Genomic DNA, 25,097 nt, shown 5'->3' with positions numbered 1-25,097 from the left:
CTGTTCTATGTCCCTATCCAGCAAGGCGATGAGTCTGGCCGGTGAGGGTTGAGGTGCCTGGGACAGGAGCCGCTGTTCTATGGCCCTTTCCAACAAGGCGATGAGTCTGATTGGTGAGGGCGGACTGTCACCGCAACAAGGGAATCTATGTCATCAGGGGCCGGCATCGAGCCGAGAGGGAGAGCGCGGGTGCGTCGCAATCAGGTAATGAAATCCCATGGCTTGGCCCTGCGCAGTGCGGGGGAGGGGCCTTTGCTGTTATTGCTGCACGGGCTCGGCTCCTCCAGCCTCGACTGGCAGGCCCAGCTCGAGCACTTCTCGCAGCACTACCGGGTGGTGGCCCTCGACTTGCGTGGTCACGGCCAGAGCATGCAGGAGGGGCCCTTCGATGTGCCCACCCTGGCGGCGGACGTGGCCCGCTGGCTCGACGAGCAGCCGGAGCCCGCCTGGGTGGTGGGGCTCTCCCTGGGGGCCATGGTGGCGCTGGAGCTGGCCCTGCAACTGCCGAACAAGATCCGCGGTCTGGTGCTGGTCAACGGCTTTAGCGAGTTCTTGCTGGAGAGCCCCAGGGAGCGGGAGCGCTACGCCCAGCGCCTGAAGTGGTTGCGTTGGTTCGGCATGCGCCCGCTCGCCTGGTGGCTGGCGCGGGAACTCTTCCCCGGCCCCGAGCTTGCCCAGCTGCGCCAGACCTTCCGGCTGCGTTTCGTGCGCAGCAACAAGAAGAAGGTCTACAGGGCCCTGCTCGCTGCCTTGCCCGGCTGGTCGGCCCGCGCCCGGCTCGGCACCCTCTGGCAGCCGGTGGCCATCATCTCCACGACCCAGGACTATCTGCCGCTGGCCAAACGGGTGGAGCAGTTCGCCTCCCTGCCCAACGCCAGCATCCACACCCCTCCCGGCCATCATGCCTGGCCGGCGGAAGATCCCGCCGGATTCAATCATCTGCTGCAACGGATCCTGGCGACGCACTGAGCCTGGGCAGACACAAAGAAGCCGACCTCGGGGTCGGCTTCTTGATTGGTGCAAGCGGCTTGCTCTGACCGGGCTAATACCCTGGCCGGGCTAATGCCCTGAACAGACCGGGCAGTCGGGGCGCTTGGGCAGCTTCATCTCGCGAAAGCCGCCACTGAGACCGTCGATCATCAGCAACCGCCCGCTGTAGCTCTTGCCCATGCCGGCGAGCAGCTTGATGGCCTCCAGCGCCTGCAGGCTGCCGACCAGGCCGACCATGGGCGCCAGCACCCCTGCCTCGACACAGCTCAGCGACTGCTCGCCAAACAGCGAGCTGAGGCAGGCGTAGCAGGGCTCGCCCGCCTGCCAGCTGAAGCTGACAATCTGCCCCTCCAGCCGGATGGCGGCGCCGGACACCAGCGGCACGCCGTGTTGGCGGGCGCGCTGATTGAGCAGGTTGCGGATGGCGACGTTGTCGGTGCAGTCGAGCACCAGCTGGTGGCTCGGCAGCAGGGCATCGAGCAGCGCCTCGTCGGCCAGGACGGCGTGGGTCTCGACCCTGAGCCAGGGGTTGAGGGTGCGCAGCGTCTCGGCCGCCGAGTCCACCTTGTACTGGCCGATGCGGCCATCATGGTGCAGCACCTGGCGCTGCAGGTTGGAGAGCTCCACCCTGTCGAAGTCCACCAGGGTCAGCTGGCCGACCCCGGCCACCCCCAGATACTGGGCGGCGGCGCAGCCCAGGCCACCGGCGCCGATCACCAGCACCTTGGCCTGCTTGAGTGCCTCCTGCCCCTCGAAGTCGAAGGCCTTGAGGACTATCTGGCGGTTGTAGCGCAGCAGCTCGGCATCGCTGAGGATCTCGCTCACAGCAGCAATCCCGAGAAGGGCTCGACGGTGACGGTTTCGCCCGCCGCCACCTTGCCGCGTTCTTGCTCCAGCACTATGTAGCAGTTGGCCCGGGACAGGGAGCTGAACACGCCGGAGTCCTGGGAGCCGGTGCTGCGCACCTCCAGGCCGTTTGGCCCCTGGGTCAATATGCCGCGATGGAAATCCAGGCGCCCCGGGGATTTTTTCAGGGGTTCGGTGACGGTGGCGGCGAGGCGCAGCGGCACCGCCAGGGTTTGGCCGGCCAGCCTGGCCAGCGCCGGCTTGACCAGCTGATCGAAGGTGACCATGGCGGAGACAGGGTTGCCCGGCAGGCCGAAGAACCAGGCGTTCGGCAGGCGGCCGAAGGCGAAGGGCTTCCCCGGCTTGATGGCGAGCTTCCAGAAGCCGATCTCGCCGAGCTCTTCCAGCAGTTGCTTGGTGAAGTCCGCCTCGCCGACCGAGACGCCGCCGGTGGTGATGAGGGCATCGGCCTCGCGATCGGCCTCGAGGAAGGCGGCGCGTAGCTGGGCCGGGTCGTCCGGGATGATGCCAAGATCCAGGCACTCGCAGCCCAGGCGTGCCAGCATGGCCTTGACGCCGTAGCGGTTGGAGTCGTAGATGTCGCCGTGGGCGAGCGGGGTGCCCACCGGTTTGAGCTCATCACCGGTGCTGAAGATGGCGACCTTGAGCGGGCGACGGACCCTGACGCTGGCGATGCCGAGCGACGCCAGCAGCGGCAGCTCGCGCGGGCTGAGACGAAGGCCCACCGCCAGCACCCGGGCGCCTTCGGCCAGGTCTTCGCCGCAGCGACGGATGTTCTGGCCGGGCCTCGGCTGAGTGAGGAAGCGCACCAGTTCGCCTTCGACTTGCGCCTCCTCCTGCATGACGACCGCCTCGGTGCCCTCGGGGACCGGTGCCCCCGTCATGATGCGGATGCAGTGGCCGGCGGGCCAGTCTCCCTGATAGGGCTGGCCGGCGAAGGCCTTGCCCGCCACGGCCAGCGGCGCGCCGGCGGCGAGATCGGCCAGCCGCACGGCGTAACCGTCCATGGCGGAGTTATCGAACGGCGGCACCGACAGGGGGGAGACGATCTCCTCGGCCAGTATCCGATCCAGCGCCTCTGGCAACGGCAGTTGCTCGCTGTCGCAGCAGCAGGCGAGTTGGTCCAGGATCCCTTGCAGGGCATCGCCCAGGGGCAGCAGTGCAACCGTATCGAATCCCATCATCATTACCTCTTTGGTGTGGTAGAGGGCGGATTATCCCAAAAAAAGCTCCTAATGGGCAGGCTGTCGCGGGGGTAAAACCGGGCGGATTGGCATAAAGTCAGGTGTCGGGCTTGAGTTAGTCCGAATTATGACAATAATCGCCCAGTACGATTGCGCCACCGCAGCATTGCTGGCGGCCATCACAGTCCCTGAGCACGGGAGAGGAAGATGATGACGAACTTAAGTCAGGAAGCCCTGTTGGTCAGGGCAGCCCTCGAGGCCCAGGGCCTGGAGACACCGCTGGTGGCCAATGAATTGAACGGCCAGCAGAAGAAGGAAAAAATCGAAGGCCACATGCGCGCCATCATGGAGACGCTGGGGCTGGATCTGCGCGACGACAGTCTGGCCGAGACGCCGCACCGCATCGCCAAGATGTACGTGAACGAGATCTTCTCCGGCCTCGACTACGCCACCTTCCCCAAGGTGACGGTGATCGAGAACAAGATGAAGGTGGACGAGATGATCATGGTGCGGGACATCAGCCTCACCAGCACCTGCGAGCACCACTTCGTCACCATCGACGGGCTGGCCCACGTGGCCTACATCCCCCGCGGCAAGGTGATCGGGCTCTCCAAGATCAACCGCATAGTGCAGTTCTTCGCGCGCCGGCCCCAGGTGCAGGAGCGGCTCACCCAGCAGATCCTGCTGGCGCTGCAGACCCTGCTCGGCACCAGGGATGTGGCCATCAGCATCAAGGCGACCCACTTCTGCGTGAAGGCGCGCGGGGTGATGGATTCGACCTCCCATACCACCACCACCTCACTCGGTGGGGTCTTCAAGACCCAACCGGACACCCGCTCCGAGTTTCTGGGCGGCCTGAAAGGCTGATCACAGGGGGGCGGGTCGATGCGGCCTGCCCCCGCCGTTTGCTTCCCTCCTTTTTACCTCTTTCCTCCACCCTCTGAACTTTCGTCATAAAAGTGCTAAAGGCATGCCCGATCAGGCCGATACAGCTCACCATGCCGATTGACGGCCTGTTTGACACCCGACCCCCGTCAGGACCAGAGTCGACAAGTGCGGCTCACCGGTAAGCTCGCCCCGTTCGTGCCGGCACGGAGGGGCCTGATCTACTGCTATGGATGGCAGGTATCGTGATTTGTGCCACAGGCACAGCGCAGAGGATGCCACTCGTTCACCCATATGCAGGACACGCCATGAACACCATGACGATAGGTAAGAAACTCACCGCCGGCTTCGCCGTGCTCGGCCTGATGATGGCCTTCATCGGCGGCTTCTCGCTGCTGGAGTTCAGCAAGATGAACCGGGCCGCCATCGGCTTCACCGACAGCATACTGCCCGCCGTGGTGCGCACCAGTGCTCTGGGTGAGACCATCAATGCCCTGCGCCGCTACGAGCTGGATGTGTTCCTGGTGGCGGACGATCCCCAGCAGAAGGCCCATTACCGCGATGCCAGCGAGCAGAGCCTGAGAGAGGTCGGACAGCAGATAGCGGCGCACGATGCCAGCATCTGGGCGACAGATGTGGAGGAGCGCCGTAGCTTCGACATCGTCAAGGCGGGCTGGGACAAGTACGTCGCCCTGCATCAGCGTATCCGGCAGATGCAGGACAGCGGCCAGATGGCCGAGGCCCAGCGCCTCTTCATGTCCGAGGGGATCAACCTCTACACCACCCTGTCCAAGTCGGTGGCGGATCTCATTCGCATCAACCATGGCTACTCCGTCAACTCCCGCGCCGAGGTGGTGGAGGCCTATGACGATGCCAAGTTGAGTGTCGTCATCACGCTGCTGCTGGGGCTGGGGCTGGTGGCGGTGCTCTCCACCGTGCTGACCCGCCAGATCCGGGATCCCCTGGTGATGCTGGCCCGTCAGGCCCAGCGCATCGCCGGCGGCGAACTCGGCAGGGGTGAGCTGCAGGAGTGGATCCGCAACGACCGCTTCAAGCGGGATGAACTGGGCCAGCTCGGCTCGGCCATCGATCGCATGCAGGGGTCGCTGGCCGAACTGGTGAGCGAGATCTCGGGCTCGGTGAGCCAGCTCAGCAGCGCGGTGGAGGAGGTGAGTGCCATCTCCGAGCAGTCCGCCAAGGGCATGGCCAGCCAGCAGGGGGAGGTGTCCCAGGTCGCCACCGCCATGAACGAGATGCAGTCCACCGTCCTCGAGGTCGCCCGCAACACCACGGACGCCATGAGCGCCGCCAAGGCGGCCTCCCACACCTCGGGCGAAGGCCATAAGGTGGTGGGGCGTGCCATCGGCAGCATAGAGCTGGTGTCGCAGCAGATCGAGCAGGCCGGCGGCGTGGTGCAGCAGCTGGAGCAGGACAGCGCCAACATCAGCATGGTGCTGGATGTGATCCGCGGCATCGCCGAGCAGACCAACCTGCTGGCGCTCAATGCGGCCATAGAGGCGGCCCGGGCGGGCGAGCAGGGCCGCGGCTTTGCCGTGGTGGCCGACGAGGTCCGCTCCCTGGCCCAGCGGACCCAGAACTCCACCGCCGAGATCAGCAAGATGATCGAGGTGTTGCAGGGCCGTACCGCCGAGGCGGGCAGTGCCATGCAGCTGAGCCGCCAGCAGATGCAGAGCAGCGTCGATCTGGCGCGGGAGGCGGGCAACAGCATCGACAGCATCAACGGCGCCGTTACCCAGATCTCGGACATGAACACCCTGATCGCCACCGCGACCGAGGAGCAGAACGCGGTGACCGAGGAGCTCAACCGCAGCATAGTCAACATCCACAATGCCGCCGACGAGAACGCGCTGGGGGCCCAGCAGACCGCCCAGGCCTGCGTCGAGCTGAGCAAGCTGGCCACCTCCCTGCACCACATGACTCAACGCTTCACGCTCTGAGTCCGTTAAGGTGCCGATAACAACAAGGCCCTGCCAATTGGCGGGGCCTTGTTTTTTGGGGCAGGCGGCCTAAGCCCCCGCCTGTTTCGTGCTAGCCATCAGCTCAAACCGACTATCTCGCCGTTATCGTCGATATCGATATAGCGGTGGTGGGGCTGGCTGCCGGGATCGCCATCAGCTCAGGCCGACTATCTCGCCATCCTCGTCGATGTCGATGTGACGATAGGCCGGCAGGCTGCCGAGGCCCGGCATGGTCATGATGGGGCCCGCCAGGGCATAGACGAAGCCGGCGCCGGCGCACAGCCGCACCTCGTCGATGGGTACCTCGAAGTCTGTGGGCACCCCCTTGAGGGCCGGATCGTGGCTCAGGGAGAGCGGGGTCTTGGCCACACAGACGGGCAGGTGATCCCAGCCCGCCGCCGACAGGGCCGCCAGCTGCCTGCGCGCCTTGTCAGAGAGGATGACGCCGCGGCCGCCATAGCCGCACTCCACCAGGGTGGCGAGCTTGGCGCTGAGGCTCATCTCGTCGGGGTAGAGCAGCTGGATGTCGTTTGGCAGCTCACAGGCGGCGACCACGGCGCGGGCCAGTTCGCTGGCCCCGGCGCCGCCCTGGGTGAAGGCATGCGAGAGGGCGACGCCAGCGGCGCCAGCCCGGGTCGCCTCGGCCATCAACAGATCCAGCTCGGCCTGGCTGTCGCTGGGGAAGCGGTTGACCGCCACCACCACGGGCACCCCATAGCGGCGGGCGTTGGCGATGTGCCAGGCGAGGTTGGCGCAGCCCTGGCGCAGGGTCGGCAGATCTTCGCTCGCCAGGCTGGCGGGCAGCGGCTGGCCGGGGCGAATGTCGAGCAGGCCGCTGTTGGCCTTGAGGCCGCGCACCGTGGCCACCAGCACCACGCAGGCGGGGGCTATGCCGGACTGGCGGTACTTGATGTTGAAGAACTTCTCCAACCCCATGTCGGAGCCAAAGCCGGCCTCGGTCACCACGTAGTCGGTCAGGGCGAGGGCGATGCGATCGGCGATGACCGAGGAGTTGCCGTGGGCTATGTTGGCGAAGGGGCCGGCGTGCACCAGCACCGGGGTCTGCTCTGTGGTCTGCATCAGGGTCGGTTGCAGCGCGTCTTTGAGCAGCACCGTCATGGCGCCGGCCACCTCCAGCTGCTCGGTGGTGATGGGTTGACCCTTCATGTCGAGGGCCAGCTGGATGCGGCCGATGCGGGCTCGCAAGTCTTGCAGATCGGTGGCCAGCGCCAGTATGGCCATCAGCTCGGAGGCGGCGGTGATGACGAAGCGCTCGGGGCGCTCCACCCCATCGCTCGGGCCGCCCTGACCGATGCAGAGGTGGCGCAGGGCGCGATCGTTCATGTCCAGGGTGCGCGGCCAGAGGATGTTGGCGGGATCGATGTCGAGGCGCACCAGGCCGGTCCTGGCGCTGAACTGCTCGCCGAGCTTGTCTTCGTGGAACAGGCGGGCATCCAGCGCCGCGGCGGCCAGGTTGTGGGCGGCGGCGAGGGCGTGGAAATCGCCGGTCAGGTGCAGGTTCATCTCCTCCATCGGCACCACCTGGGCGTGACCGCCGCCGGCGGCGCCCCCCTTGACCCCAAACACCGGGCCCAGGCTCGGCTGGCGTATGGTGGCGATGCTGGCCTGGCCTATGTGGTTGAGCCCCATGGAGAGGCCCAGGGTGGTGACCGTCTTGCCCTCGCCGAGCGGGGTGGGGGTGATGGCGCTCACCAGCACCAGCTTGCCCGGCCGTTTGGCCGGCGCGGCGGGCTGCTCGAGCAACGCTAGACTCAGCTTGCCCTTGTGGTGGCCATAGGGGTAGAGCAGATGGGGCGGGATGGCGAGGCGCTTGGCCAGCTCCTGGATCGAAAGACGGGGGGACTGGCGGGAGATCTCGATATCGCTTAGCATCAGCACCTCGTTGGCATGTCAGGTCAAATATGCGGCGCAGTCTAGTGGAATCAACAGGGTTATCCAATGAGTAATAACATTTTGTCCGGCAGTCGTGAGCTGCATCTAACTCCTATCCTGCTGGATCTCAATGCGCTCTACCATCCGCCCAAGCGGCCACTCACCGCGCTTGGCATCGTCAGCTCCTTCATCCCGCTGTTTGGCTACGGCTGGCAGGCGATGACTCAGGATCCCGAGACCCACTTTCGCCACGAGATCGGCAAGCGCATCAACAAGCACAAGACCGACGAGGCCAACCTCATCCTGATCCTGCAGCTGGCGGCCATGCTCGACTGCTACTGCCTGCACATCAGCCTGCCCTATGTGCCGAGCGATGAGCAGCTTGCCACCCTGCACCGGCGCCTGCCGCGCTGGCAGCTGACGCTGAGCGGGCAGCTGCTGGTGGCCGAGCTGCCGGTGCCCGCCGCCGATCCGCAAGCCCCCGACGCCCAGCCCTGATATCCGGCCTCGCGTTTCCCCTTAATGGGCGTTGAGGCCGTGCTTTCACATCCATTCAGTCAAACCCCGCCTCAGGCCTCGCGATCCCAGTAGTGGGGGGCGAGGTAGCGCTCCTGCACGAATTCGATGAAGCAGCGCACCTTGGCCGAGACGAAGCGGCGGTGCGGATAGAGTGCATAGAGGCCGACCTGGCCCTTGTCCCATTCCGGCAGCAGTGAGACCAGTTCCCCCGAGCGCAGCGCATCCCCGACGATGAAGGTGGGCTGCAGTATGATGCCCTGGTGATCGCAGGCGGCCCGGGTCAGCGCCACCCCGTTGTTGGCGCGAAGCGGCCCCTGCGGGCGCACGCTCAGCTGCTCCCCCTTGCGCTTGAACACCCAGTCCGGCTGGGTCAGGGTGTAGATGAGGCAGTCGTGCTGCTTGAGATCCTCCGGCTGGCTCGGGGTGCCGCGGCGCGCCAGATAGGCGGGACTGGCGCACACCTCCAGCCGCATCATGGCCAGCGGCTTGGCGACCAGGGAGGAGTCAGGCAGGTTGCCGATGCGCAGCGCCAGATCGAAGCCCTCCTCCACCAGCGCCACCCGCCGATCGCTGTATTCGATCTCCAGCTTCAGGTCGGGAAAGCGCTCGCGAAACAGCGGCAGGGCGGGGGAGAGGTGCAGGTAGCCAAAATCCATCGGCACCGACAGCTTGAGGGTGCCCTGGGGCTGCTGGTTGTTGCGGGTGAGCTGGCTGTGGGTCTCCTCCAGCTCGGCCAACAGCGCCTGGGAGCGCTGGTAGTAGAACTGGCCCGCCTCGGTCGGGTTGACCTGACGGGTGGTGCGTGACAGCAGCCGGGTCGACAGGGACTCCTCCAGCTGCTGCATCAGCTTGGAGGTCATGGCGACCGAGATGCCGAGCTGGTGGGCGGCCTTGGTAAAACTCTGACACTCCACCACCTTGATGAAGGTGCGCATGGCGGCTATCTGGTCCATATTCCACTCTCAGTTGATAATTATTTTAATAAATCGATGATTATCTATTGCTACTGGGAGGTTAGCATTTCGAGTATCGATGTGAACCCCCTAACGAAGGAACGAACCGAATGAAAATGACCAAGGCCCTGCTGGCTTCCTGCCTGTTTATGGCGGCCCCCCTGATGGCGGCCGATTATGATGTCGACGCGGCGCACACCACAGTCCAGTTCAAGGTGGGCCACCTCGGCTTCTCCGAGCTGGTCGGTCGGTTCAACACCTTCAGCGGTACCTTCAGCATGGACGAGGCCAACCCGGCCGCGGCCAAGGCGAGCTTCGAGATCGATGCTGCCAGCGTGGACTCCAACCACGAGCCCCGTGACAAGCACCTGCGCAGCCCGGACTTCCTGGACGTGAAGCAGTACCCCAAGATGACCTTCGTCAGCAGCGGCTATGAAGGCAGCAAGGACAAGGGCGTGCTCAAGGGCTCACTGACCCTGCACGGCGTCACCAAGGAAGTGGCCTTCGACATGGTCCACATCGGCGAAGGCAAGGATCCCTGGGGCGGCTACCGCAGCGGCTTTAACGCCACCACCACCATCAAGCGCAGCGACTTTGGCGTGAGCTACATGCTGCCCGGCATTCCGGACGAGATGAGCATCAACCTGTTCGTCGAAGGCGTGCGCAAGTAATGGGCGCAGCACTCCTGCTACAAACCCTGGCGGCTCCTTTGGGGGCCGCTTTGCTGTCATGGCGCTGGCCACGGCTGGGCTATCTGTGGGGGGCACTGGCCCTCTGGCTGGTGGGCTCCCTGCTGGGGGGCGCCTACGGCCTGCCCGCCAAGGCGTGGCAATGGCTGCCGCTGTGCCTGCTGGTGCCCGCCATCGTGGCCCAGCTGGCCGACAAGCGCGCCGCCCTGGCGCTGTTTGCGGTGCTCGCCGCCCTGGTGTGGTGGCAGGGGCTGGCCTCGGTGCTTGGCACCGAGCCGCGGATCTGGCTGGCCCTGCTGCCCGCCATCGCCTGGTTCGCCTGGACCGGGTGGCGCGATGACAGCCGGGAAGGGCTCGGCTTCGCGCTCGGCTTCATCTGGCTGGCCCTGGTCATCGGCATCGATGGCAGCCTGCTGATCGCCCAGCTGGCGGGAGCCCTAGCCGCCTTCGCTGGTTTCCGTGCCCTGCTCGCTGCCCTGACCGGCGCCCAGCAGTCGCCTGGCGCACTGGCGCTCGCCCTGGCCTTCGTGCAGATGCTCGCCTGGCAGTATGTGGAGGTGCCGCTGCTGGTGCTGCTGCCAGTCTGGCTGCTGCCGCTGCTGGAGTGGACCCTGGGCAAGCAGCCCTGGCTGACGCGCTGGGGCCTGTTGATCCTGGTGGCGGGGCTCGGCGCCGGTCTGAGTCTGTGGTGGGTGTGGCCAGAAGCATCACTTTATTAATTTCTGCATGAAAAACATGCTATTACCTCATTATTTGATGAGTCAGTCATAGTCTGTACAGATAAAGATTGAGCGCCATGGTGGTTTCAGATAAAAAGGATTTTCAATTATCTGGACACACACAGAACCCGGCTATGCCGGGTTCTGTTTGCCTGCTTGTTTGCGGCGCGCTAAGGAGGCCACAGTTGCGCAGTCAAGGATCTGAGCATCTGTTTTTTCGCCATTTCACCGAGCAGGGACGCCTCGAAGGCCTCTGTATCCTGCTGGTCACCCATTTGCTCCCCGATCGACCCCATTTCATCCAGACCCTCGATCAGATAGGGCGGATCGGTGCCATCTTGCCAAAACCCAAGTCAGTTCACGGACCGACCCTGATCTGGGCCCAGCAGCACTACCCGGTGTTGCCACTCAACCGCCACTGGACCAACGATCCCGAGGGGGTGATCGAACAGATAGCCCCCCTGGTCCGTGCCCACGAGCGGCTCATCATCCTGGACATAGGCGGTTACTTTGCCAGGACCCAGGCGATCTTGAGCGAGCACTTCGGGGCGCGCTTTCTCGGGGTGGTGGAGATGACAGAGAACGGTCACCAGCGCTACGAGCTGGAGGCGCTGGCAGCCCCCGTCATCTCGGTGGCGCGCAGCCCGCTCAAGCAGGCCGAGGACATCCAGATAGGCCTGAGTGTGGTCTACTCCGCCGAGTCCCTGGCCCGCACCCTCAATCGCACCTTCAATGTCTGCCAGGCTGCCCTGTTCGGCTATGGCAAGGTGGGGCGCAGCATCGCCCGCGAGCTGCGGTGCCGCAACCTGCATCTCGAGCTGGTGGAGACGGATGCGCTGCGCCAGGTGGAGGCGCTCTCCCACGGCTTCAAGCTGGTGGGCAAGGCCGAGGCGCTCAAGCGGGCCGAGCTGGTGATCTGCTCCACCGGCAACGGCTCGCTGGATCTCGCGGATCTGCAGGCGCTGCGCCCCGGCGCCATGCTGGCCTCGGTCACCTCCGCCGATGACGAGTTCGCGTTCTGCCTCTCCCTTCTGCCCTGGCCGAGCGAGGAGGTCTGCCCCCATGTGCTGGCACTGACCCGACCGGATGGCAGCATCATCTTCCTGCTCAACCGGGGCGAGGCAGTCAACTTCGTGCACGGCGCCGTCATCGGCGAATACGTCTATCTGGTACTGGCGGAGATCATCGAGGGGGTGCGTCAGCTGGCCCGCCAGGAGACGCTGCCCGGGCTGTTCGATCTGCCCCAGACCACCATGAGCACCATAGCCCGCCACTGGCTGGCGGATTTTCACGGCGTCGTGCAATGAGCGCCATCCCAAATGCCGGGCGGCGCATGGGTGTTTCCCATCCTCAGCAGGCCAATTTTGACGGAGTCACCCCATGACAGAAATGGCACAACCCAGCCTCAAGCCTCGTATCGAGATCCGCTACTGCACCCTCTGCCGCTGGATGCTGCGCGCCGCCTGGCTGGCCCAGGAGCTGCTCTCCACCTTCGACAGCGACCTGGGGGAGGTGGCGCTGGTGCCCGCCAGCAAGGGGGAGTTCAGGATCCTGGTGAACGGTGTCCAGGTGTGGGACAGGGTCGCCGATGAGGGCTTCCCCGAGGCAAAGGAGATCAAGCAGCGGGTGCGCGATCTCATCGCCCCGGAGCGGGATCTGGGCCATGCGGATCGCAAGCCGGCCGGCGAATGAACCGCGGTGACCGAATAGCAGCAGACTGAATAGCAGAAGGGAGGCACTGGCCTCCCTTCTGCTTGTTGATGTCAGTGCGGCGCTCGTCTGTGGCCAGCGGCCCCCGCCGCGCGAGCGCCCCACGTCAATCCCGGTAGGCGGCCGTCAGTCGTACCAGTTCCACCAGGGTGGCGACCGCTTTCTCCATGGATTGCAACGGGATGAACTCGTGCTTGCCGTGGAAGTTGTGGCCACCGGTGAACAGGTTGGGGCAGGGCAGCCCCATGAAGGAGAGGCGGGCGCCGTCGGTGCCGCCGCGGATCGGCTTGATCTTGGGGGTCACGTCGGCGGCGAGCATGGCGGCCTTGGCCAGCTCGACTATGTGCATGTGCGGCTCGATCTGGCTGCGCATGTTGCGATAGCTGTCGGTCAGGGTCAGCTCGATGCGCGCCTTGGGGGCGTCCAGCTGCAGGGAGGCGACCCGCTCCTTGAGCTGGGCCTTGCGGGCGGCGAAGGTGTCGTCATCGAAGTCGCGGATGATGTAGTGCAGCTCGGTCTCTTCCACAGTGCCGTGCATCTGCGCCAGGTGGAAGAAGCCCTCATAGCCCTCGGTGCACTCCGGGGTCTGCTCGGGGGGCATGGCGGCATGGAAGCGGGCGGCCAGGGTCTGGCTGTTGATCATGCCGCCCTTGGCGGTGCCGGGGTGCACGTTGTTGCCGATGAAGCGCACCGTGGCGCTGGCGGCGTTGAAGTTCTCGTACTCCAGCTCCCCCAGCTCGCCGCCATCGACGGTATAGGCCCAGCGCGCCGGGAAACGGTCGAGGGGGAACAGGTTGGCGCCGCGGCCTATCTCCTCGTCCGGGGTGAAGCCAAGCCAGAGGTCGCCACGGGGGATCTCGGGGTTGGCCTGCAGCTGGACGACGGCGCTGAGGATCTCGGCGATGCCGGCCTTGTCATCGGCCCCCAGCAGGGTGGTGCCGTCGGTGGTGATCAGATCCTGGCCCAGGTAGTTCTTCAGGCAGCGGTACTGGCGGATGGCCAGCACCTCGTCTCCCTTGCCGAGGCAGATGTCTCCCCCCTGATAGTTTTCGATGATCTGGGGCACGACCTGCTCGGCCTCGTAGTCGGCGGTGTCCATATGGGCAATCAAGCCGATGGCGGGGGCGTCCGGCTGGTTGCCCGGCAGGCAGGCGGTGAGGTAGCCATTGTCATCCAGCGTGACCTGGCTGAGGCCAAGCTGTGTCATCTCATCGCGCAGGGCGCGGGCGAAGATCAGCTGACCCTCAGTGCTGGGACAGGCGGGATTGCACGCATCGGAGCGGGTATGAAAAGTCAGGTAACGCAGAAAACGCTCAAGCAGGGTATCCATGGGCAGGCCTCAGACCGATTAGGGAGGCACCATTGTGAGCAATCTGGTCGGATCGCTTATTGCGTCAGCGCAGTTTTTGACGCATTTTTTGCAGAAGATCGCGCAAGATACCCGTTCGGTGGTGCTATGGTCGGCATCTCGGCCACTTATTGAATAATAATTCCAAATTAAAGCGTGGTTAATCACTTGTGAAGGAGCCTGATGCCGGCTCGGCCCTGTAGTGGCAAGGCATGGGGGAAAATGGCTCTTTCACCTGTTATTTCCAGGGGTAATAGGGAGGGAGGCGATCCCTTGCCATCCCAGTGCCAGCCTTGTTGGCAGCAAGATTTGATCGACTTATTAAAACCAGTTTTTGAACACTATTTTTTATTGTCACCGTCGGCGGTAAGTGTGTACACTCCGCGCCGATCCGAGGGTAACCCTGATGCAGGCAGAGCCGCCAGACACCGGAGGATCTTACGCCTATAGGGCGAGGCACGCAGAAACGACAGACACTGCTAGGGTATGGTTTCTTTAATACCGGTTAGGCTCCGGTATCAGGGAGAACAACAGACTCTCATCCACCTTCTGACCGAGTGAGCCAACGGCTCATCATCTTCCCTTGTCATGGGCGGTCACGGGTGTTGAGCGGGCTGTGGTGGTTGTCGTCTATCAACACGTTCGCGTGCTGACGCCTTCGCTTCCCTTCCTTGAAACCTCCCTTGTCGTCGTGATGGCTGCCGAATGATGAACAGATGGCGTGGCTGATGCTGTCTGTCATCAAAGTACCGCGGCGCCGCCATAGGGTGGCACCGCATACCGTTGAGCTTGATGTAAAGCCACCAGCCCCACATCAAGACTCGTTACTTCCCAAAATCCACCAGGCAGCCTTAAGGCTTGCCGTGATGTGCGCACAGAGGGTCTGGCAGCGATGGAAGCTAACCGCCGCAAGGCAGGTTGCTTTCAAGCTTCCAGCAGGCAAGCCTTGGCTTGCCACTGTGTGCAATAGATGGTCTGGATGTGATTGAGGGTAACGAAGGCGGCCTACTGGCCGCTCATTTGCGAGGCATAGCCCATGACTAACTGGTCCAGCAAGGACTCCTTGAAGGTCTACAACGTTCCCTACTGGGGTGCGGGTTTTTTCAATATCAATGACGCCGGTCATGTGACCGTCGCCCCCGACAAGTCACGCCCTGACGCGCATATCGTCATCTCCGATGCCATCGAACAGTTGCGCCAGTCCGGGCTGACCACCCCCGTGTTGCTGCGTTTCCCCGACATCCTCAAGAGCCGGGTCGATGCGCTGTTCAACGCCTTCGGTCAGGCCATCGAGAAGTCAGGCTATGAAGGGGATTACCTCTGCGTTTACCCGATCAAGGTAAACCAGCAGCGTCGCGTCATCGAGACCATCAGCCAGTCCTACAGTGACAAGCCGCGGCTTGGGCTGGAAGCGGGCTCCAAACCGGAGCTGTTGGCCGTGCTGTCCCATCACCATGAGCAAGGCTCGGTGATCGTCTGCAACGGTTACAAGGACCGCGAATACATCCGCCACGCCCTGTTGGGCAACCTGATGGGCCACAAGGTCTACATAGTGGTGGAGAAGCCCTCCGAGCTGGAAATGGTGTTGGACGAGTCAGCTCGCCTCAACATCAAGCCCAACATCGGGGTGCGTGCCAAGCTCGCCTCCACCGGCTCCGGCATGTGGGAGTCGAGCGGCGGCTCCATGTCCAAATTTGGCCTCTCTGCCTCCCAGATCCTGGCGCTGGTCGAGCGCCTGCGCAGCCTGGGCAAGCTCGATTGCCTGCAACTGCTGCACTTCCACCTCGGCTCCCAGATCGCCAACATCCGTGACATTCAGGGCGGTATCCGCGAGTGCGGCCGCTTCTATTCCGAGTTGCGTCGCTTAGGGGTGCCCATCGACGTGGTCGACGTCGGCGGTGGTTTGGGTGTGGACTATGAGGGCACCCGCTCCCAGAGCCACTGCTCCGCCAATTACAGCCTGTCCGAGTACGCCAACAACGTGGTGTGGGGCATCGGCGATGTGTGCCGCGAGTTTGACCTGCCGCACCCGACCATCATCAGCGAGTCCGGCCGTGCCCTGACCGCTCACCACGCCGTGCTGGTCACCAATCTGATTGGTGCCGAAGGGGTGGAGATGAGCGACATCAGCGCGCCGGATGAAGACGCCCCCACCATTCTGCAGAACATGTGGAAAGGCTGGCTGGACCTGCGCAGCGAAGATCCCTCCCTGCTGGAGATCTTCCACGACTCGGTGGCGGATCTGGGCGATGTGAACACCCAGTACACTATGGGCCTGCTCAACCTGGAGCAACGTGCCTGGGCCGAGATGCTGCACCAGAACACCTGTCTGGCGCTCAAAGAGCTGCTCAACCCGGTCAACCGCAACCACCGCGCCCTGGCCGACGAGCTCTCCGAGAAACTGGCCGACAAGTGCTTCGCCAACTTCTCCCTGTTCCAGTCCCTGCCGGATGCCTGGGGCATAGGTCAGGTGTTCCCGGTGATGCCGCTGACGGGGCTCGAGCGTCCGCTCACCCGCCGTGGCATCCTGATGGACATCACCTGCGACTCCGATGGTCAGGTCGAACACTATGTCGACGGTCTGGGGGTCGAGAGCACGCTGCCGATGCCGGAGTACGCCGAGAACGAAGTGTGCCACGTCGGCTTCTTCCTGGTCGGTGCCTACCAGGAGATCCTGGGGGATCTGCACAACCTGTTCGGTGATACCCACTGCGCGGAAGTGTGGCTCGACGAGGAAGGCAAGATGGACATTCGCAACGTGGTGCGCGGCGACACCGTCGACCAGCTGCTGCGTTACGTCAACATAGACCCGTCCGTCATTCGCGAGAACTACCAGCGCATCGTCTCCCACCCTGCGCTGGACGACGCGACCCGCAAGGCCCTGCTCGACGAGCTGGAGCTGGGTCTGCAAGGTTACGCCTATCTGGAAGACGAATAAGCCTCTGGCTTGTTCCCCGCATTGCGGGAATAAAAACGGCGCCTTAGGGCGCCGTTTTTATTTCGTATTTAGCGGGAAAAAAGCTGCCATATAAAATCATGACGCCAACATTGATTCATCCCACGTTAGCCAAGCGTGGCCGGTAATCATATTCGTCTTTGTTTCTATCTTGCCTGAATGCGTGCTGAAGTAGCACCAGCGCTACACCCATCATCCCACCAAGCATAGTGGCCAAGACAACGATCAACGGGCGTTTAGGTTTGTCTCTCGTTAACGGTTGGCTAGGGGTATCCAGATAAGAGAATGGACGAAACTCTAACTTATCAAGGTTGATATCTTTTAGCCTGTTAAGCTGTACATTCAACTCCATGATCTCCGGCATATACCCTTCAGGCTTTAGTGACTTAAGGATAGCCAATTTTTTAGCTAACCCGTCTCTGCCTAGTGTAATTGGGAATCGATCACCATAGCTGAAATTTTCCAACGGCTTATTCACCCCGGCAGCATTGGCAATGCTCATGCTGTAATCAATGTTCTCAATCTCTCTCGCCAGCTTGCGCTGTGCATCTTCACTTTTCATCTTTATTCTTAGCTGGAGAGTGCTGAGCTGGCTATTTCTATTATTCTCCAGGATGTTGAGTAACTCTTGGCTTTGTAATGAAATGATGTAGTTTATATATCCCGTCAGCAGTGATAATGCATCCTCTTTTTTAAAGAAAGAAAAGGAAAGGCGTATGCCTGGTTGCTCACCTTTTTTATCTGCAGGTTCGACCGTCATCCACTCTGACCACTTTCTTAACAGACGCTGTTGTGCCAAAGAATCTAAATCATTTTCTACAATATACTCTTTAAATTGAGAGGTGCCTTGTAGATAGTTACTGATATTGTTATAAGACTTAAACTCTAATAAAAAATCATTATAGATAACTTTGTTATTCTTAGCGCCGGATAACCCTTGTATGTTAAGGGTGGTTCTTAATCGATCAAGTTCCAGAGTATCTCGTTGCTTAGGTTGATATATGGTTGCATTAACCGTCCACTGTTCGGGAGCGGTCATGGCATATAATAATCCGATGCAGCCAAAGATGAAACTCGCGAGAAGAATGCGGTACTTTTTCTTCCACAATAAAATCATCAGTTCAATAATGTCTATTTCATCATTGAGTGGTTTGCTATTCATGCCATAATTGATGCTATTGTTATTTTTGTCGCCCATGGTTCAGCCGGTCAAGATTTGTCGTAGGTTCACTTTTATACTGCATTTTTTATTTTCTTTCATCCGCTTATTTATTATTTTTAGATGAAAAGAATAGATGGCATCGGTCTTTGTGTTTCGGTTTGTTTATTTAATGTTTATTTAATGTTTATTTAATGTTTTTTCTTCGGGCTGTTTTGATGGGTAGTTGTGTTCTTGGTGTGAGCTTGTGTAATGGCGCCCCATTTATAAAGACTGACGCAGCAATCTGTACTCTCTTTCTGGGAATGCACTGTCATCCGAGTTATTGGATGACGGATACCGGCCATTCTCTTGTTGTTAATGCCTTCTTTTATGGCCCAACAGCGACTTGCCAATTACCACCAGAAGACTGAAGGCGGCATAGATGGCGTTGGACTGGGCATACTCCTCCGCCACATAGGTGAAGTTGGATCTGTACTTCTCCACCGCCTCCGCCGGGGTGTTGGCGTAGATGAAATCGTCCTCCACCTCGAAGCCCTGGGCCAGCAGCGCGTTCCTCTCCAGAGTAAAGGTGGGGGAGTCGGCATCGAGATAGGTATAACTCTGCCGGTTGGATGCCGGTATGGTGAGAAACTGGTACTTCGCCATGGGCTGCCTCATTTGAATGGCTCGATCCGCTCGCCCCTCCTTATCACGCCGTTGCTGTTATGGAGAAGGTCAATAAAGGGCCGTACGGGTCTTTTGATGGTCCAGCCTAACCAGACGGCCGAGGCGGCGCAATGACCATCTGGGTTGCCACTGGCGGGGATGGGTTCCGGTATGGGTCCTCGTCTCTGTTATCATCCCGACCAGCCTCTTTCCCCTCTCTTTGACCTCACAGGAGAATCCATGTCTCGCATCATCTATCTGCTGCGCCACGGCCAGACCCGTTACAACGCCGAGCAGCGGCTACAGGGGCGCTGCAACTCCGAGCTGACCGCCAAGGGGGAGGCGCAGGCCATCGCCATGGGGGCCCGTCTGCGCGAACAGTTGAATGACCCGGCCTGCTGGACTGTCTATGCCAGCCCCCTCGGCCGTGCCCGACAGACGGCACTGCTGGTGTGCCAGCAGCTTGGGCTCGACGGCGAGCGCATCGTCTGGGACGAGCGGCTGGTGGAGCTGGGCATGGGGGAGTGGGAGAGTTGCCGGGTGCCGGATCTGCTGGAAGATCATCCCGAACTCGATATCAGCAAGCCGGACTGGTATCTGCAGGCCCCCGCCGGGGAGGACTTTCACAGTATCCAGCGCTGGGCCCAGGGCTGGTTGATGGACCCCACCACTGCCGAGCGTGCCATCGTCATCTCCCACGGCCTGCTCGGCGCCACCCTGCGCGGCCTGTATGCCGATCTCGACTACGCCGCCACCTGGCGGCAAGACCTGCCACAGGATGCCTTCTTCAGGCTCAGCGGCGGCCGGATCGAGCGAATGGAATGCTAAGCACCAAAAAACACCTCACCGGTGGGTGAGGTGCTGAGTTCATATATGTTGTAGCAACTGCCCATAACAATCCGGTAGCGTAGCAAAATCTGTCCTCCCCGATTTCAACTGCCATTCCAACTCGGCAAGCCTGGTAAGTTTCATGGCTGATTTGAAACTGGTCGCATCCAGTTGTGCGAGAGGGTGGTGCAATTTGATTGACGGTCCCAGCTCGAGTAACCAGTAAGGATTCTTCTTCCCCTCTGCTAGTGGTTTGCCGGTTTGCTTTTCGGTCAGTTGTTCCCGGCGCAGTTTCTGGCATGTCAGCACCGGCCAGACCCGGGTTACTTCCCGTGTCAAACCATCGGCCGCAAGGGTGGCAACGGCCAGATAGCTGATCTCGTTCATCAGCTGATCGTCGTAACGAATGGTAATGGTCTCGGCAGGGGTGTGATACCAGCGGGCAGAGCCATCACGAAACTCATCGAAGTAACTGGCCGGACGGCTGTTCTCCAGCGCAGTCGGAATGATCAGGGTGAGATCATGATGGCGGGTCTGTTGCATCCCCCGTGTGGCAATCCGGCTGGGCTCTTCCAGATAGAAGTGACCGGAGCGAATGGCAGGATAATTGAACTCGTCACCCAGTTTGCCCAGCTTTTGCTCAAGGAAGGTTTGCAACCAGCAGGAGCCTCTGTGATCTTCTGCTGGCAACAGGGCAAAGGCACCGATACCAATCCGGTCGATCGCCTCCTGATAGGGATTTTTCTTTCCGGGTTGCTGGCTCATAAAACCCGGATAGAGCGCAAAGGCGCCGAAGGTGGGGCGGCTTGGTATCAGTTCTCCCTGTTGCAGATAGAGCAGGGCATCCCGATAACGGTGCATCTGGTTGATGGCATCGTCAGGCACGCTGTCTCTTGAGTCATCTTTAGTGCCGTTTTCGACCCGATATTTGGCATCAAACAGCCAGATAAAGGTGTCGCCGCTGCCTGTGGTTGCCTCGATCAGAATGTCCGGTTTCTGGGGAACCAGCAGGGAGTGTACCGGCTTGTTGGTCTTGTGAAATTTGGGTTCATGGGCCAGCTTGACCCTTACGCCATCTTCTGCACGAAGGTACTCCCAGCAGTACTTCATCCCCTCGGCCAGCTGGGTATCCCAGCCATCGCGGGTGAAGTTAAATGCGGGCGTCTTCACCTCGGTAAATCCCAGCGTCAGGATAATCCGGCGCACCTCGATAACGCACCAGAGCTCGTAGAGCTGATCCATGCTGCGCACGCCGGCCACGGCATCATTCCCCAACGCATCGAGATAGAGGCGCAGTTGCTGCCAGACCCGGTAAACCGCGCTATAGCCGCTCTTTTGCTGCAATACCAGAGATTCGCGATGCAACACCGCCGCCGGACCAATTTCCCGCATCAGGGGGTGAGCCAGCGCCTGATCCAGTGGTTTGCTCCACGCCTTCAGGCGGTCAAAAAAGGCTTTGGACAGCAGGGTACGATCGCCCTGTTGTGTCAGCTGTTGCAGCATCCTTCTGGTGCGTTCCAGCACAAACTTGATAAAGCGGTTTTCCGGGGTATCCGTGGTCAGTTGTTTGCGCTCTACCCGGTATCTGCGCTCGATGCCGTTATCCAGATCCTGGCGGATCTGTTCTGCTTGCTTCGGGCGTGGCGGGCGCTTCATTCTGGCGGCCAGCAGATATTCCGTCTTGCTTTGCAGCCTGCTATGGGGCGCATTGATGATTTGGAGGATCCCCCGCTCAAGTTCCTTGTGCAGGGCTTCGAAATGGGCAAGCCAGAGCAGGGGGAAAGGTTCGGCCTTGCGTTGGCTGCGGCCCCCTTGCTGACTGGTTGCGCTGTTCAGGGTAAAGCGCCAGTAGGGGTACTGTTCATCCAGCACCTGATGGATGAGCGGCACATCCCGGCGGATATCCAGTTTGACCGGATAGACCTCGAACCAGAGCGTCAGGTGAATGCGTGCTGCTTTGCCTGCAGCCAACTTCGGTTGATAAGAGAAGGGGAGTGCAAGTGTGCCCACCTCGTTGCCGGTATTGAATCCCCCCAGCAGCTCCTGCGATCCATTCCTGCTTTTGAAGCGAAACGACTCGCAGATCCGCTGCAGATGATGCTCCAGCCGTGGCGCATCGTTCCCTTCGCTAACGTCGTGAAGAAACTCCCACTCGAATTCGTAAAAGCAGTTTTCAAACAGCAGGGGGATTGGCAGTACCAGAGAGGAGAGATCTCGCCCATCGGGCAGCTCCAGCGTGCTACCATCCGCGTTAGCCCGAGTGATGGACAAGGGCTGCGAGAAGCGCACAACAGGCAGTTCGTATTTGCCTGTGCTCGCCGGCAGGCCCGATTTGTTGCTCTCCTGTTGATGATGGGCCCTGGTGGCTTGTAACTGCCGATAACGATCCTGAACCGTCTTCTCATTGGCGTAGATCTGCAAAATCCAGTCACGGCTCTGCAGGGTAAACAGGCACTCCATCACAACCCCCTTACGGCCAGAAGCTGGTAAAGCACTGCCGTGCCAGCCGCTCTTTCATCCAGGCCAGTTTCTTCTTGCTGCGGCAGGGGACATGCGGAGGTTCTGCCGTGTCGGGCTCTTCCCCTGCGTCACCAGCCTGGCGGTTAAAGAGGTCAGGGCGTGTCCCCTCCCAGAGCTCACCAAATTGTGCTGCAAGCACCTTTTCCAGATCTGTCAGCAGGTTGGCCTCTATCTGGTTGCCATCAGCCGTGTGGTGGCTGCGCAACTTGTCGATATCCCCTTCAATGCGCGGCAACACCTTGCACATCATAAAGTCATCCCAGATGGCGACCAGGTGCGCGTTATTGGCAGGGCGATGGGCCAGCAGGGCCAGCATCAGCTCGTTCAGGGCGCGATAGGCCAGCTCGAACGGGCTCTGTTGCAGTACCCCGTTGACCGCCTTCAGAAAAGTGACACTCTTTTGACTGAATTGCTCCAGCTCGGGGATGTCAGTAATGGCACGCCCCTCTGACCAGGTCGGATAACCCAGCCGTTTTGGCTGCAATGCCGGTGCAAAGTAGGTATCGAAATCGTTGGGGAAGAACTCGTTAAAGTCGAAGGTGAGGGCCCTGTCGATCACCTTGCGGGAAAAACCGTGGGTGGTCTCGTCCATATTGACGGTACCGGCCACCATCAGATTGAAGGGGATAGCGATACCGTGCTGGCAGAAGCTGGCCCAGATCTCCTGGTGCAGGGCATTATTCAGGTCCAGTCCCAGTTTTTCCGCCAGTTCGATACGCGCGTTATCATCCAGTTGCTGGCTAATCGTATCTGCTTTGAGCAGGGGATCGCACTGGTAGACATAGCCGTAGTCCACCCCTTCTTTGTCGTTAAATGCGGTCAGTTCGGGTGAGGTATACCAGTGGCGGGTCTCCAGTACCGAGAGATAGTCGGCGAAATATTGTTCAACCGGAGCCAGGTTCATCTCGTCGAGGCAGAGCCAGAAGGGGGGAATATGGTCCAGTTGTTTTTGGCTCAGACCAATCTTGCCATCGGCTCTGACTTCGCCAACACACTCGAAAATATGAATCCAGGCTTGGGTGATAAAATGCAGCACCGGCGTTGATACATACTCCTTTTTACCACTGATCCTGGAGATATAGCCCAGCAGATCAGAGGGTTCGTGCCAGTCTGGCCTGACGGGCACCAGGCAGTAATTTTTCTGGCCTGGATAGTCCTTGACCTGCTCACGAATAAAACGGGTTTTTCCTGTGCCGGAAATACCTGCAAAAAGTAAAAATGGTTTATGACAGGGGATGGGTTTATTTATGAAATACTGATTGAGAAATAATTCGTATTTTTTCACTCCCGAGGAGTACATCCCATTTCCCGCAGTGTTTAAATCTTTCCAAATATCGCTTTTAAGTAAGGTGTTTATTATTTTTTCACACTCGCCAACATCTGGCACTGAATAAAGTTTGGGGAGTGATTCATCAATAGATGACACTACTTCATCAGCTTTAGCAATACTCTGCTCCGAGTATTTTTTTATAGTGTTAGTGCTAAGGTTTTGTTTCGCAAGCCAGTTTTCGAAAAGCACTTTTAGTTGAGGAGTAGAAGAAGATAGCGCTTTTTTATTTTCATATTCTTTGAATCCTGATGCGACCTTTTCTAATGCCGACTTTAAATATGAGTCAACAAAAAAAGTGTTTGATTCAACGCCGACATACTCTTCATCTAATAGATAGGCTATAAATTTAGATATTACTTTTGTTATTGCTTTCGTTTGGCTGCGACCTATAGAACCGATGCTTTTCAACTCATCGATGTCTGAAGCTTTTCCATAAATTGCGCGATATGATTTTTCTTCGTATATATTTAAGCTGTTTTTTTTGCTTGGGACAGAGCCCCAAGCATTTTCAATCTGATTGTAGTTTTCCAGCATGAATTGAAGAAATGCAATCAGCGTCTCAGGTTTTATGGTAAAGCATTCATCTTTTTCATTATTGAAGCTGATGACAAAGGATTCTTGACATTGAACCCTTTGCTTGTCATAACGCATTGATTTTGTGCAGAAATCCTCAAAGCTCATATGATGGCCTCTACTATATTTTCAGCAATCTTCCTGATAACGGGTACCGCGACTGAATTACCAAATTGCTTGTAGGCTGGAGTTTTTGCTGTAGGAATAACAAAATTCTCAGGATATCCCTGTAATCTTGCACATTCTCTTGGTGTCAATAGTCTCGGGTTTTTACCTTCCTGAGGTATTAGGCATTCCTTACCATCTTTACCATATCTTGCAACCAGTGTGTTTGATGGCTTATCCAGATTTGCAGTAAAGGCTGTAAAGCCTGTTCCTCTATCAAGGTTTCTCTCGGTTCTTTTTATATGTCCTTGCCAGAGAGCATCAGAAATAGTGAATCTTGCGTCTGGAGTCGGCTCCAGAATAGACCTAAGTGGTAGAGGTTGACCGTCAAATTCAGGGAATTTGAAGTCGATATTCAGATCATTGCGAGTGCATACCATGTAGCAACGTACTCTGCGTTGTGGTACGAGCGATGATGAATCGATTAGTTCATATTTGAATGTATAACCGATTTCCTCTACAGACCTTTTGATTACATCAAAAGTTCGACCTTTATCATGTCTGGTAATATTTCTGACATTCTCCAGAAAGAGAACTTTAGGTTTTTTTACTGATGCAATACGCATCACATCAAAGAAAAGAGTACCTTGAGTTTCACATTTGAAACCATGTTCTTTGCCGACAGCATTTCTGGCTGATACACCTGCACCGCTGAACGGTTGGCAGGGGAAACCTGCAGCAAGAATATCATGTGAAGGGACCAGAGTATTCAACTGCTTGTCACTAATATTATCATTTGTGAAAGCTGTGATATCACCAAATGGCAGTTCGCCATAATTATTGAGATATGTTTGCTGTGCAGATTTATCCCACTCACTGCTGAATGTACAAACTCCCCCCAGGCTTTGCAGGGCTGTTCTAAAACCACCAATGCCAGCAAATAAATCTATAAAAGTAAAAACGTTTTTATCTGATGGTGGACTTACCACAAGAGAATGCAGAGTTTTTTTCAGCTCGGACGGGATCGCAATCAAATCATGCTTGGTGAGTTCCGAGATGATGATTTTTTTGTTGATCTTTGCTGATTGGCATGCCAGTTCAGTGTCAGATGCAATGGCGTGCAGCCATTGATGAATTAATGCTCGTGGGTCACTTCCTGTGGGGGTATGTTCATGTGCCAGGGCGCTTAATGCATCTTCATATTTTTTCAAGAAGGTTTTCACAGAGATAACTCACTTATTT

At 59.3% G+C, this 25,097-nt stretch carries 20 protein-coding genes; 10 read left to right on the top strand and 10 right to left on the bottom strand.

Annotated features, from left to right (window positions below):
* The first annotated feature begins 189 nt into the window (after positions 1-189).
* Positions 190-969: an alpha/beta fold hydrolase gene (locus KW825_RS02570; RefSeq protein WP_218328106.1), complete on the top strand. Its 780-nt coding sequence runs from the start codon at positions 190-192 to the stop codon at positions 967-969.
* Positions 970-1,059: 90 nt separating this feature from the next.
* Here the strand turns inward: KW825_RS02570 and moeB are convergent, their stop codons facing one another.
* Positions 1,060-1,815, bottom strand: coding sequence for a molybdopterin-synthase adenylyltransferase MoeB (gene moeB, locus KW825_RS02565; RefSeq protein ID WP_218328105.1), 756 nt, complete (start codon positions 1,813-1,815; stop codon positions 1,060-1,062).
* The gene (gene moeA / locus KW825_RS02560; RefSeq protein ID WP_305730731.1) at positions 1,812-3,038 is read right to left on the bottom strand and encodes a molybdopterin molybdotransferase MoeA; all 1,227 of its coding nucleotides are present in this window, start codon (positions 3,036-3,038) and stop codon (positions 1,812-1,814) included. Before moeA ends, moeB begins: the two co-directional genes overlap by 4 nt.
* A 213-nt stretch (positions 3,039-3,251) precedes the next feature.
* Between moeA and folE the strand changes: the two genes are divergently transcribed.
* Both folE and KW825_RS02550 read left to right on the top strand, forming a co-directional pair.
* Entirely contained in the window at positions 3,252-3,908 is a 657-nt protein-coding gene (gene folE / locus KW825_RS02555; RefSeq protein WP_218328165.1) for a GTP cyclohydrolase I FolE, read from the top strand.
* Positions 3,909-4,234: 326 nt separating this feature from the next.
* Positions 4,235-5,884, top strand: coding sequence for a methyl-accepting chemotaxis protein (locus tag KW825_RS02550; protein ID WP_218328103.1), 1,650 nt, complete (start codon positions 4,235-4,237; stop codon positions 5,882-5,884).
* A gap of 174 nt (positions 5,885-6,058) precedes the next feature.
* Here the strand turns inward: KW825_RS02550 and KW825_RS02545 are convergent, their stop codons facing one another.
* Positions 6,059-7,798 (bottom strand): formate--tetrahydrofolate ligase, encoded by a 1,740-nt coding sequence (locus KW825_RS02545; protein WP_218328102.1) that lies wholly within the window; start codon positions 7,796-7,798, stop codon positions 6,059-6,061.
* Positions 7,799-7,864: 66 nt separating this feature from the next.
* Between KW825_RS02545 and KW825_RS02540 the strand changes: the two genes are divergently transcribed.
* Positions 7,865-8,296 carry a hypothetical protein gene (locus KW825_RS02540; protein WP_218328101.1) on the top strand — a complete coding sequence of 144 codons (432 nt, stop codon included), beginning with the start codon at positions 7,865-7,867 and terminating at the stop codon, positions 8,294-8,296.
* Positions 8,297-8,367: 71 nt separating this feature from the next.
* On the opposite strand, the gene KW825_RS02535 is transcribed toward KW825_RS02540, so the two are convergent.
* Positions 8,368-9,270, bottom strand: a complete 903-nt coding sequence (locus KW825_RS02535) for a LysR family transcriptional regulator (RefSeq protein ID WP_042651427.1) — start codon at positions 9,268-9,270, stop codon at positions 8,368-8,370.
* A 110-nt stretch (positions 9,271-9,380) separates the two neighbouring features.
* On the opposite strand from KW825_RS02535, the gene KW825_RS02530 reads away from it, so the two are divergent.
* From KW825_RS02530 to KW825_RS02515, 4 genes are all read left to right on the top strand, one after another.
* Positions 9,381-9,941: a YceI family protein gene (locus KW825_RS02530; protein WP_042651428.1), complete on the top strand. Its 561-nt coding sequence runs from the start codon at positions 9,381-9,383 to the stop codon at positions 9,939-9,941.
* Entirely contained in the window at positions 9,941-10,678 is a 738-nt protein-coding gene (locus KW825_RS02525; RefSeq protein WP_218328100.1) for a hypothetical protein, read from the top strand. The genes KW825_RS02530 and KW825_RS02525 overlap by 1 nt, the downstream gene beginning before the upstream one ends.
* 185 nt (positions 10,679-10,863) lie before the next feature.
* Positions 10,864-11,985, top strand: a complete 1,122-nt coding sequence (locus KW825_RS02520) for an adenosylhomocysteinase (protein ID WP_218328099.1) — start codon at positions 10,864-10,866, stop codon at positions 11,983-11,985.
* Between the two features lie 82 nt (positions 11,986-12,067).
* Entirely contained in the window at positions 12,068-12,370 is a 303-nt protein-coding gene (locus KW825_RS02515) for a SelT/SelW/SelH family protein (RefSeq protein WP_370302254.1), read from the top strand.
* A gap of 124 nt (positions 12,371-12,494) precedes the next feature.
* On the opposite strand, the gene pepT is transcribed toward KW825_RS02515, so the two are convergent.
* Positions 12,495-13,718 (bottom strand): peptidase T, encoded by a 1,224-nt coding sequence (gene pepT / locus KW825_RS02510; RefSeq protein WP_218328097.1) that lies wholly within the window; start codon positions 13,716-13,718, stop codon positions 12,495-12,497.
* 1,054 nt (positions 13,719-14,772) lie between these two features.
* Between pepT and speA the strand changes: the two genes are divergently transcribed.
* Positions 14,773-16,674, top strand: a complete 1,902-nt coding sequence (gene speA / locus KW825_RS02505; protein ID WP_042651433.1) for a biosynthetic arginine decarboxylase — start codon at positions 14,773-14,775, stop codon at positions 16,672-16,674.
* 115 nt (positions 16,675-16,789) lie between these two features.
* Here speA and KW825_RS02500 read toward each other — a convergent pair whose 3' ends face one another.
* Together KW825_RS02500 and KW825_RS02495 are read right to left on the bottom strand one after the other, a co-directional pair.
* Positions 16,790-17,890 (bottom strand): LPS O-antigen chain length determinant protein WzzB, encoded by a 1,101-nt coding sequence (locus KW825_RS02500; protein WP_218328096.1) that lies wholly within the window; start codon positions 17,888-17,890, stop codon positions 16,790-16,792.
* A gap of 318 nt (positions 17,891-18,208) precedes the next feature.
* Complete coding sequence (locus tag KW825_RS02495) at positions 18,209-18,499, bottom strand: hypothetical protein (RefSeq protein ID WP_218328095.1); 291 nt, start codon at positions 18,497-18,499, stop codon at positions 18,209-18,211.
* Between the two features lie 240 nt (positions 18,500-18,739).
* Between KW825_RS02495 and KW825_RS02490 the strand changes: the two genes are divergently transcribed.
* A complete protein-coding gene (locus KW825_RS02490) occupies positions 18,740-19,327 on the top strand; it encodes a histidine phosphatase family protein (RefSeq protein ID WP_218328094.1) in 588 nt (195 codons plus the stop codon).
* Between the two features lie 39 nt (positions 19,328-19,366).
* On the opposite strand, the gene KW825_RS02485 is transcribed toward KW825_RS02490, so the two are convergent.
* From KW825_RS02485 to dcm, 3 genes are read right to left on the bottom strand one after another with little or no spacing between them, the layout of a single operon-like run.
* Complete coding sequence (locus KW825_RS02485) at positions 19,367-21,787, bottom strand: DUF2357 domain-containing protein (protein WP_218328093.1); 2,421 nt, start codon at positions 21,785-21,787, stop codon at positions 19,367-19,369.
* A 10-nt stretch (positions 21,788-21,797) separates the two neighbouring features.
* Positions 21,798-23,858, bottom strand: coding sequence for an McrB family protein (locus KW825_RS02480; RefSeq protein WP_218328092.1), 2,061 nt, complete (start codon positions 23,856-23,858; stop codon positions 21,798-21,800).
* Positions 23,855-25,078, bottom strand: a complete 1,224-nt coding sequence (gene dcm / locus KW825_RS02475; RefSeq protein WP_218328091.1) for a DNA (cytosine-5-)-methyltransferase — start codon at positions 25,076-25,078, stop codon at positions 23,855-23,857. Before dcm ends, KW825_RS02480 begins: the two co-directional genes overlap by 4 nt.
* Between the last annotated feature and the right edge of the window lie 19 nt (positions 25,079-25,097).

It is taken from the genome of Aeromonas sp. sif2433, assembly GCF_019218705.1.
GTDB lineage: Bacteria > Pseudomonadota > Gammaproteobacteria > Enterobacterales > Aeromonadaceae > Aeromonas > Aeromonas encheleia.
This window is presented reverse-complemented; position numbering and strand designations above follow the sequence as displayed.